Annotated in this window: 9 protein-coding genes; 6 read left to right on the forward strand and 3 right to left on the reverse strand. The window is 71.2% G+C overall.

From position 1 onward, the window contains the following. Positions 1-3 precede the first annotated feature (3 nt). From ABZ822_RS29840 to ABZ822_RS29850, 3 genes are all read left to right on the forward strand, one after another. Positions 4-2286 carry a helix-turn-helix domain-containing protein gene (locus tag ABZ822_RS29840; RefSeq protein ID WP_360861018.1) on the forward strand — a complete coding sequence of 761 codons (2283 nt, stop codon included), beginning with the start codon at positions 4-6 and terminating at the stop codon, positions 2284-2286. Between the two features lie 3 nt (positions 2287-2289). Continuing rightward, positions 2290-2844, forward strand: a complete 555-nt coding sequence (locus tag ABZ822_RS29845) for an XRE family transcriptional regulator (RefSeq protein WP_360861020.1) — start codon at positions 2290-2292, stop codon at positions 2842-2844. 179 nt (positions 2845-3023) lie between these two features. Then, positions 3024-3344, forward strand: coding sequence for a hypothetical protein (locus ABZ822_RS29850; protein WP_360861082.1), 321 nt, complete (start codon positions 3024-3026; stop codon positions 3342-3344). A 212-nt stretch (positions 3345-3556) separates the two neighbouring features. Here ABZ822_RS29850 and ABZ822_RS29855 read toward each other — a convergent pair whose 3' ends face one another. Beyond that, entirely contained in the window at positions 3557-4090 is a 534-nt protein-coding gene (locus ABZ822_RS29855) for a GNAT family N-acetyltransferase (RefSeq protein WP_360861022.1), read from the reverse strand. Positions 4091-4473: 383 nt separating this feature from the next. On the opposite strand from ABZ822_RS29855, the gene ABZ822_RS29860 reads away from it, so the two are divergent. The 3 genes from ABZ822_RS29860 (at position 4474) to ABZ822_RS29870 (ending at position 8610) form a co-directional block, all read left to right on the forward strand. Then, on the forward strand, positions 4474-5670 hold the full coding sequence (locus ABZ822_RS29860; protein WP_360861024.1) for an alpha/beta hydrolase: 1197 nt from the start codon (positions 4474-4476) through the stop codon (positions 5668-5670). A gap of 150 nt (positions 5671-5820) precedes the next feature. Then, positions 5821-6246: a hypothetical protein gene (locus ABZ822_RS29865; protein ID WP_360861026.1), complete on the forward strand. Its 426-nt coding sequence runs from the start codon at positions 5821-5823 to the stop codon at positions 6244-6246. A gap of 318 nt (positions 6247-6564) precedes the next feature. After that, positions 6565-8610 (forward strand): neutral/alkaline ceramidase, encoded by a 2046-nt coding sequence (locus tag ABZ822_RS29870; protein WP_360861028.1) that lies wholly within the window; start codon positions 6565-6567, stop codon positions 8608-8610. 149 nt (positions 8611-8759) lie between these two features. On the opposite strand, the gene ABZ822_RS29875 is transcribed toward ABZ822_RS29870, so the two are convergent. Further along, positions 8760-9119 (reverse strand): SH3 domain-containing protein, encoded by a 360-nt coding sequence (locus ABZ822_RS29875; protein ID WP_360861030.1) that lies wholly within the window; start codon positions 9117-9119, stop codon positions 8760-8762. A gap of 429 nt (positions 9120-9548) precedes the next feature. Next, positions 9549-10004 (reverse strand): hypothetical protein, encoded by a 456-nt coding sequence (locus ABZ822_RS29880; protein ID WP_360861032.1) that lies wholly within the window; start codon positions 10002-10004, stop codon positions 9549-9551. Between the last annotated feature and the right edge of the window lie 108 nt (positions 10005-10112).

A 10112-nucleotide genomic window follows, 5' to 3' on the forward strand; every position in this document is an offset into this window, starting at 1 on the left:
CACATGCCGAGCGAGGAAGAGCTGTTCGCGGCCGTGGACGCGCTGCTGGAGGACCAGCCCGAGCTGCCGTCACCGGCCGAGCGGGCCCGGCTGCGCGAAGCGGCCGGGGTGACGCAGGCCCGCCTCGCGCAGGCGCTGCAGTCGTCGACGCAGACGGTCAAGAACTGGGAGTCCGGGCGGTCGGAGCCGCGTCCGCCGCGGCTCCAGGCGTACTTGCGGCTCCTGGAGGGCTGGGCCGAGAAGTACCCGGCCTCCGCGACCGGACAACCGGGGGAGGGCACAACCGGCGCGACGGCCCCGCCTCCTCAGGACGTCGCGACGCTTCAGGAGGGCGCTCCGCTTCAGGACGGCCCGGGGCCCCGGGAGGGCGCCGCGCCGCTGCCCGCGGCGGAACGCTCCACCGCCGCGCCGTCGCCGGACTCCGCCCCCGCCACCGGAGGCGGTGCGGCGACGGTGCCCCGACCCGCCACGGAAGCCGGACCGCGCACGCCGGCGGCCCGCCGACCCGCCCGCCCGGATGAGTCCCGCCCGGATCAGCGCCCTCCGGATCGGCTTCGCTCTCCGCGGCACCGCCCCCAGGGCGCGCGCCCTGAGGCCGTCCGGCACGGGAACGACGGGCCCGACGCGCCGTATCCGAACGGACCGTTGGCGGTGCTCGACGGCGACGGCATCGCCTACTGCACCGGCGGCGTGATCCTCGACTGCCCCGCGACCACCGTTCCGGAGCTGGTCGAGTGGACGCTGGGAGCCTCGGGCATCGGCGCACCGCGCCTCCACCGCAACGGCAAGGACGGCGACCCGCTCATCGCGCTGACCGCCTCGGCGGCCGTACGTTTCGGTCTCCCCGAGCGGCTGGAAGGCCTCGAGGCCCGCAGGAGCCTGCGCCTGCCGGACGACCACCCCGTGGTCCGGCAGATCGCGCGTGCGAAGTGGAAGCTGACCCAGCGAGGCTTCGGCCCCTGGGCGCGCGTCTACCGCCCCGCACAGGCCGGCCGTCGCCAGTGCGTCCAACTCGCCGTCCTGTCCTGGGACGCGCTCGACGCCCGCGCGTGGCCGGGAACCTCCGCCATGGAACCGGCCGAACTCGCCCGCGCCCTGGGCGTCTACGCCCGGCGCGTGCTCACCCCGCGCGGTTCGACGGCCGTCTCCGGCTTGGAGCTGATGACCGCGCTGCGCCCGCCCAGCCGGGCCGTGAAGGACCAGGACACCGGCGCGTGGGTCCCGGGGCACAACCCCGGCTCCCTCGGCAGCGATCCCGTCGATCCGGCGCCGCCGGAGGCACCGGCCGAGCACCCGGTCGCCCAGGGCTGGAACGGCGGCTTCCTGGACGAGGAGGCGTACCAGTGGGTGCGCGACGTCTCCTTGCTCACGGACGACGAGTGCCTGCTGCCGTACGCGATCGGGCTGGACATCAACACCGCCTTCCTCGCGGCCGCCTCCCGACTCGTCGTCGGCCTGTCCGGCCCCGAGCACGTACGGCGCCCCGTCTTCGACAAGAAGATCCCCGGCTCCTGGTACGTCGACCTCTCCGGCATCGAGCTCGACCCGCGCCTCCCGAGCCCCTTCACGCCGTCAGGGGAGCGACCCGAGGGTCCCGCCTGGTACCAGACCCAGACGGTTGCCTACGCGGTCGAACTCGGCCACGACGTCGCCCCGTTCGAGGCGTATCTGCGCCGCGAGACCGGCGCGTACCTCGACCCGTGGCACGACCGCCTCAGGACCGCCTACGTCGACACCATGGCCGACCTCGGCGTCACCAAGGACCTCGGCGACCACGCCTTCCTCGCCGCGATGGAGCACCACAAGGAGGACGATCCGGGCCTGGTGGCCGTCCTCGCCGCGATCAAGTCCACCGTCAAGGGCGGAGTCGGCAAGCTGCGGGAACGCCCGCAGGGCCGCCACTACCGCGACGGCGAACGCTGGCCCGCCCTGGAGCGGCCCACCTGGCGACCCGACATCCGCGCCGCCGTCATCTCCCGGGCGCGGGTGAACATGCACCGCAAGATGGTCAAGACGGCCCGGGCCACCGGCCTCTACCCGTTCGCGGTGCTCTCCGACTGCGTCGTCTACCCCAGCAAGGGCCCCTCTCCGCTGGACTTCCTGCCGTGCACCCCCAGCGGCGAAGCGCTGCCGGGCGGTTTCCGGCTCGGCTCGTCACCGGGGCTGTGCAAGGTGGAGGGGGTTCAGCAGGTGGCGTGGGCCGTGGACCTGATGGAGCAGGGCTTCAACCCTGCTCGGCACATCAAGGGCGACGGCCACGACGCCGTCCTCGAGGCAGGGGAGTAGCCCGTGGGAGACATCGACGACGCCCTGGAGCGCGCGGGCCAGGAGACCTTCACCCGCGAGCCCCCCAAGACCCTCAAGGCCCGCATCAACTTCCTGCTCAGGCAGCTGAAGACGGCCAAGGCCGTCGCGCAGGAGCTGGGCGTCACCGCCGACTCGGTCAACCGCTACCGCCGCGGCGCCCGCAAGCACCCGCCGAAGGCGATCGCCGACCGGATCGAGGCCGCCGTACGGGCCCGCTGGCAGCCCCAGATCCGCCGGCGCCGCCGGGAGCAGGCCGCCACGAGCACGGGCATCACCGTGGAGACGCGAGCCCGGTTCGGCTACACCGCGCCCATCGGCACGACCGACGACGGCCGCTTCCGCCGCCTGACCGTGCACCTCCCGCCGGAGTACGCCGACCGGCTCTTCGAGGCCCAGCGCAGAGGCGCGGCCGACCAGGAGCTGCGCGCCATCATCGCTGAAGGAATGGGCGAGGTGTACTTCAGGGACGGCGGCCGCCGCGCCGACGGTCTCGAGGTCCGCCTCAACGAGATCGACTACTTCGACGTCTCCTTCTGACACGCGCGACACCTCGGATGCGCCCGGCACATCGGACGCGCCCGGCACCTGGACCGGTCGTGGAGCTGGCGCGACGCCCGGCAGTACCGGTCACTCATCCGATGCTCCCTTTCGCAACCGACGTCGATGCCCCGGCGTCCAACTCGGTGACGGACGGCTGCCGATCACCGGGAGAGCACGTGGCGAAGAAGGACAAGACGTCGGATGCGGCGCTGGAGAAGGACCGCGAACGGTGGATGGCGCGCCTCCAGGTACGGCTGGCGATGCAGCCGGGCGTGGACCGGGCAGTCGTGCTCCAAGCGGTCAAGGAGGTCACGGCGCACTGCGCGGAAACGGGAGAGCACCCGCGGACTGCCTTCGGTGACCCGGACGACTACGCCGTGCGGGCCGCCGCGCGGCTGGTGCCGGCGGACCGGGCGGCGCGCGCGAGGCGGAAGAACGCCGCGGTGAACGCGCTCGACTCCGCCGTCAAGAAGGCCAGGGACGTCAGCGGTCTGTGACCGGTTGACGCGCCAGGGCAGTCGGCTCGTCGCCGTCGCGTGCGGCTGCGTGTGGCCGCCCGGGCGACGGACCGGCAGCGCCACCTCCGCTCGCCTTCGCACACGAACGCCCGTATGTCCTCGGTCGCTTCGCGAGGAGGGGTGTCGGAGGTGGCCACCACCTCGAACAGCGGGAGCACCCGCTCGGCGCAGTCGGCGGCCCGGAGTCCCGCTCACATGGGGTACGAGAGGACGCGTACGTCTCCGGGCGGCCAGTGCGCTCCGTCCCGCAAGGGCATCCACATCGTCCGGAACGGCATGACCACCGGACCCTGGGGCTGCTCGATCTGCACCTCACGCTCCAACGCGTGCCAGCCGAGCCGCTCGTACAGGGGGACGAGTGGCGGGCGGCAGAAGAGAAGCCCGTGCGGCGGTCCCAACGTCCGCGCGTGGTCGAGTGCGGCGGTCACGACGAGCCGTGCGAGTCCGTGCCCACGGAGGCCGGGCGCGACGGCGACCCCGCCGACCCCCACGACCTCCCGATCCGCTCCACCGATCGACACGGGCAGCCGCAGCAGGCCCGCGTGGGCCACGAGCCGCCCCTCCAGCCTGACGCCGAAATGGTCCTCCTTGGGCCGCCACGTCAGGCCCGCGTCCGCGACGCCGAAGGGGTCCGCGCCCGGGCCGAGCATGTCGTCCTGCTGGGCCTTGGTGTATCCCGGCATCCGCTCGACGACCGGTGCCGCGGAAGAGCGTCGATCATTCATCCCGGCATGATCCTCTGTACCGGATCCTCGTCACAACTCCCCTCCCTCTCCGGCGCGTTGAGGTCCTGGTTCTCTCCGCCGGGCCCCGGGTGAAGGCGGGTTCGGGTTCCGGCGTGCGGGAGGTGGTGGCCGGTGAGGGCGCCCCGTACCGCACCTGCCGCCTTGCGTGATCCGGCCGCTCGGCGACGACAGTGCCGAGCGACCGTCAGGTCACGCGGGGGCCGTCGTCCGGCAGGCCGCGTGCCTTCGACGCGCACCGGGACGGGTGAGGCGGAGAAGGATTCCGCTCCGCCTCTCATCGATCATGGGAAACGGCGCTCGCCCACGCATCGCGCAGAGCGCGCAGTCCACCGTGGTCACCCGCAGGAAAGGCCGGCAGCAGAGTGCAGCACTTCTCAGAGGACCCGCTGTTCCAGATGTTCGCGGAGCGGGCGCTCACCACGAGCACCCGCGGGGGTGCGGAATACGGGGAATGCGCGGCGGTCATGCAACGCATTCCGCCCGGGGACAACGACGCCTGGTACCGGGAGTGGACCGCGTGGGCCGCCCAGGTCGCCGCCTGGGGCGAGGAGAGCGCCGCCCGCGGTCACGATGTCAGCGCCCGCGAGGCATTCCTGCGCGCCACCACCTATTACCGGATCTCCTATTACCCCTTGTTCGGCGCCCCTGTCGATCCCCGGCTGTCGGAGGCATTCGACCGCGAGGACGCGTGCTTCGCCCGTTTCGCCGAGCGTGCCGGACATCCCGTGAGGCCGGTCGAGATCCCTTTCGAAGGAACTGTTCTGCCGGGCTGGCTCTGTCTGCCGAGGGCCGGGTCCGAAAGCCTTCCCACCCTTATCGCGGTCAACGGCTACGACTCCAACGTTCACGAGATGTACTGGTCCCACGCCGTTCCCGCCGTGCGGCGCGGCTATGCGGCACTTCTTGTCGACGGTCCCGGACAGGGGCAGCCGTTGGTGAAGCAGGGACTGCCGATGCGGCCGGACTGGGAGACCGTGCTGAGCGCCGTCGTCGACCGGGCCGAGACCCTCCGCGAGGTCGACGCGTCCCGGCTGGCGGTCATGGGCTGGAGCTTCGGCGGCTATCTCGCGCCGCGCGGGACCGCAGGTGAGGGCAGGATCGCCGCCCTGATCGCCGACCCGGGCCAGTGGGACCAACTGGATGCGTTCCGCGACGTCCTGCCCGTACCGGCGGAGTTGAAGGACCGGCTGCCGGATGTCGATCCCGCCGAACTCGATCCCCATCTGGCCGTTCTGGAAAAGAATCCGGTGATGCGGTGGAAGCTCGTGCAGCGCGGTCTGTGGGTCCACGGACTCGCGACGCCGGGGCAGTACGTGGTCGAAATGGGCCGCTTCCGGCTCTCCGACGTGGTGGACGGAATTGCCTGCCCCACGCTGGTCGTCTCCGCCGAGGGCGAATCGGCCTCCGGCCCCGACCGGTTGTACGAGGCGCTTTCCTGCCCGAAGGAGAGGGCGCGCTTCACGAAGGCCGAAGGAGCCCTGGGCCATTGCCAGGGCTGGAACCGTTCCCGCTTCGATCAGCGGGTCTTCGACTGGCTGGACGAGGTGCTCGGCGTCTGACCCCTGCCGTTCGCCGTGGACCGTGAAGATGCGACATGGCTGCGTCAATTCGACAATCAAGGAAATTCCCGGCGTTGAGCGGGCAACCGGACAGTCTGTTCTCCCGTGCTCCTGGTTGAGAGCTTGATCCGAACTGGGAGGGGAATTTCCATGAACAACGGTTTCCGTGCCACCACTGCCGCGGCCGTGGTCGCTCTGTCGGCGACCCTCGTGCTCGGGGCGACGGCCGGGGCCTATGCGGCGACCGGTGAGCAGGCCGGGCAGTCCGCCTCCGCCGGCACTCGGTCAGCGTCGGCCGCCGCCCGGCCCACGCTGACCGCGGCCCCCAGCGCGAGCAGCGTCAAGGCGTGGCAGGAGTTCCGGATCACCGGAAAGGCGAAGGACGTTGCGGCCGGTACGAAGCTCACGCTGCAGCAGAAGCAGCGCTCGAAGTGGGTCTCCCTTCCGGCGACCACAGTGGTGAACAAGAGCGGTGGGTACGCGCTGCGCGTCAAGCTGGGTCTCAAGGGCAAGAACGAGCTGCGCATCGCCGGCGGGCAGGCCGTCTCGCCGGTGGTCACCGTGACAGTGCGCTGACACCGGCCCCGGGCACCCCCGCCCTCACCGCCTGCTGACACCGACCGCCGTCACCGGGACATACGAGGTCGGGGTGGACCGGTGAGCATCGAGCCCCCGTCTCCGGTCACGGACGGGGGCTCGACGCATGCCCCCTCGGTGCCGCCCACAGCGCCCTCCATGGCCTCCGCGCGCCAACCCGCCCCGCGCGCCCGCCCGTTCACGAGAGCGGCACATTTTCGTCACCGCGCACCCCGTACACATCGCCGCGATCGGGGCCTACCATCCACAAAAATCTTGAACATTGTTCATCTTTTTCTCAGGAGGGGTGGCGCAAACATGTCGGTGACCCGGAGGACTGTCCTTGCCGGTGCTGCGAGCGCTCCGCTCGCAGCCGCCGTACTGCCCACGGCTGCGAACCCGGCAACGGCCGCCACGCATGCCGCGGACCGGCCCGAGAGCTTCGAGGTCGGGGTCGGGTGCGCGGACATCACCGGCCCGGCCGCCGAGAACGGCATGATGGGCTACTCCCAGCCGGCCCAGAAGACGTCCGGCATCCATCTGCGCATGCGGGCGCGCGCCTACGTCGTGGCCGACGCCGGCGACCGGCGGGTCGTCTTCGTCAACACCGACCTGGCTGCACTCTTCCAGTCCGTGCACCAAGGCGTCATCGCGCGTCTGGCCTCCAAGTACGACGGCCTGTACACCGAGCAGAACGTGCTCCTCAACGCCACCCACACCCACGCCGCCTGCGGTGGTTCCTCGCACTACGCGCTCTACAACCTCGCGATCCTCGGATTCCAGGAGCAGACCTACAACGCCATCGTCGACGGCATCGTCGAGGCCATCGACGCCGCGCACCGCAGCATGGCGCCCGGCAGCATCACCCTCGGCCGCACCGAGCTGAAGGACGCCAGCGTCAACCGGTCCCGCAAGGCCTTCGACCGCAACCCGGCCGGGGACCGCCGGCACTTCCCCGACGCGATCGACCCGACGATGACGGTGCTGCGCTTCCGCCAGGGGAGCCGGGACGTCGGCGCCATCGGCTGGTTCGCCACCCACGGCACCTCGATGACCAACGAGAACACCCTCATCAGCGGGGACAACAAGGGCTACGCCGCCTACCACTGGGAGCACGACGAGGCGGGCGTGCGCTATCTGGACGGCGCGCCCGGCTTCGTCGCCTGCTTCCCGCAGACCAACTCCGGTGACATGACGCCGAACCTGAACCTCAAGCCCGGATCGGGGCCCACCGAGGACGAGTTCGAGAACACCCGGATCATCGGCGAGCGGCAGTTCCTGGCGGCCAAGCGCGCCTTCGACGCCGCGTCGGAGAAGGTCACCGGCGGGGTCTACTCCCGGATGCGCTACGTGGACATGTCCGCGGTCGACGTCGACGGCGCCTTCACCCCCGACGGTGAACGGCACTCCACCTGCAAGGCGGCGCTCGGCGAACCCGTCCTCGCGGGCAGTAGCGAGGACGGGCCGGGAATCCCCGTGCCCGAGGGGACGAAGAACCCGTTCATCGACGCCCTCGGCGGCCTGGACGCCCCCATCCCCAAGGCCCTCGCCAGTGCCCAGGCCCCGAAGCTGGTGGTGCTGCCCGTCGGCGTGATGAAGCCGTACCCGTGGACGCCGGACGTCCTGCCGCTGCAGATCGTCCGCATCGGCCAACTGCACCTGGTCGCCGGTCCCGCCGAGTACACGATCGTGGCCGGGCTGCGCATCCGGCGCACCGTGGCCGAGGAACTCGGCGTGCCGCTGGAGAACGTCCTGGTGCAGGGCTACGCCAACGCCTACAGCCAGTACGTCACCACCCCCGAGGAGTACGACAGCCAGCAGTACGAGGGCGGCTCGACCCTCTTCGGCCGCTACACCCTGCCCGCCTACCAGCAGGAGTTCGGCAAGCTCGCCGCCGCGCTGCGCGCGGGCAAGGACGTCGACCGCGGCCCCACGCCCCGCGCCCTGTCCGAGCACCAGCTCAACTTCCAGACGGGAGTCGTCTTCGACAGCGCGCCGCTGATGAAGGAGTTCGGCGAGGTCCTGGAGGAGCCCGGGAAGAGCTACGCCCGCGGGCAGAAGGTGTCGGTGGAGTTCGCCACCGGCCACCCCAAGAACAACCTCCGCCGTGGCGGCACCTTCCTGGAGGTGCAGCGCCGGGACGGGGACCGCTGGGTCCGTCACGCGGACGACGGCGACTGGGCCACGCGGTACCGCTGGAGCCGTACGTTCGGCGCCACGTCCAAGGCGACGGTGACGTGGGACATCCCGCAGGACACGCCGGCCGGGACGTACCGCGTCGTGCACTTCGGCGACTGGAAGAACGGCTGGAACGGGCGGATCACGGCGTTCGACGGCACCTCGCGCGAGTTCACCGTCTCCTGACTCCTGAGCCCGGTGCTGCGTCTTCCAGGTCGGACCTTCAGGACGCGGGAAGGGGAACAGCAGGGAGCCCCCTGTGCCTGCCGGGCGTACCCGGTCGGCGCAGGGGGCTCGAGGACGCGTGCGTCAGCTGGCACGCATCCGCATCAGCACTAGCACCAGTGCGGGGCCGGGCCGATGTTCTCGATGTAGCGGGCCGAGGCGTACCCGCCGTAGCCGTTGATCTTGTACCAGCGCGGATTGCCGTCGATCGACTGCCCGTTGACCTTGCACTCGATGCTGACGATCTTCCCGTACGGAAGGAAGCCGACCACCGGCGAACTCTGCCAGGGCTGCTTCCGGACGTTCAGTCCGGTCGCGGCGATGACCCTGCCCTTGTAGTCGGACAGCATGTGCGGACTGCTCGCGCTGCGCTCCGCGGTCCCCGTGGCGTACGCGGGGGTGACCGCGGTGAAGGCCAGCAGACCGGCCGCGGTGGCGAGGGCGAATCGGCCCAGCCTGGATGTGAGCACGGTGTTCCTCCTGGTGTCCGAAGCGGACTTCTGCGATGAAAGCGACACAGCAATTCCTCCTTGGCGTCAGCTGACGTGGCGTCAGAGCTGAACGGGAACGGTGCCGGACCGGTCGCAGCAATGTCCCCGCCGGACGGTGCACGGCAGCCGGGTGACGAGACGTCACACGGCGTCCGGAGGGGGGAGGGGGACACGCTCTGGTTGGACCTGAGGTGCGGTCGTACCAGTGGGCCACCGGTTGCGCGTGCGGGCAACGGTTGCGCGGCCCGTCCACCCGAACGGCCCAGCGCACGGCGCGCAAGCCCGGCGGCCGGAGCACTCCGGAGACATGCGATCGCTTCTCGGCCACGCCGGGACCCTGCGCCGCAGGCTGGGCCATGCGCCAAGTCCCGGACGGAGCGGAGTCCCGGCAGGCTCAGGACCGACGCGTCAGCTCCGCAGCTCCGCCAGGATGCGGTCCCGATAGGGTTCCTCGCCGACGACGACGCCCACGCTGTTCCGGGCCTCGTCCAGCGGCGCGGTGGAAACGGAACCGCGCGTCCCCGTCACGGGTGTCGACTCGTCCGACTCGTACTCGATCACCATCGCGCCCTCGGAACAGTGCAGCTTCCCGGACCACGCGGGGCCGTCTCCGGACGAGGAGATCGAAGTAGAGCTGTAGGGCCCCAGGGGCAGGCCGCCGGAGCCGTCCGGCTCGCCGTCATGCGGCCGGGCCGCCTGCGTGTCCGAGGTCCTCAGGAACGAGCGGTCGGCAGGGACCACGGTCATTCCGCACATCTTGCCCTCGGTGTACGCGATGATCCGCTCCTTGCCCCGCGACACCACCGCGAGGACGTGCTTCTCACGCGACGTGTCCTCGGGGAGCCGGCCGTCGGTGCTCGCCACCTCGGGAAGCTTGTCGAGGGCCGCGGGCGATCGTGTGGGGGCGGATGAAGACGTCGGGGCGGAAGACGCGGAGGCGGAGGACGTGCGGGCGGGCTCGTCGTCCGATGG

Source organism: Streptomyces sp. NPDC047108 (genome assembly GCF_040643575.1).
In the GTDB taxonomy this organism is placed as follows: Bacteria; Actinomycetota; Actinomycetes; order Streptomycetales; family Streptomycetaceae; genus Streptomyces.

Excerpts from the sequence above, each read along its gene's own strand:
- ABZ822_RS29840 (WP_360861018.1), top strand. The coding sequence starts at position 4 with ATGCCGAGCGAGGAAGAGCTGTTCGCGGCCGTGGACGCGCTGCTGGAG.
- ABZ822_RS29855 (WP_360861022.1), bottom strand. The coding sequence starts at position 4,090 with ATGAATGATCGACGCTCTTCCGCGGCACCGGTCGTCGAGCGGATGCCG.
- ABZ822_RS29865 (WP_360861026.1), top strand. The coding sequence starts at position 5,821 with ATGAACAACGGTTTCCGTGCCACCACTGCCGCGGCCGTGGTCGCTCTG.
- ABZ822_RS29870 (WP_360861028.1), top strand. The coding sequence starts at position 6,565 with ATGTCGGTGACCCGGAGGACTGTCCTTGCCGGTGCTGCGAGCGCTCCG.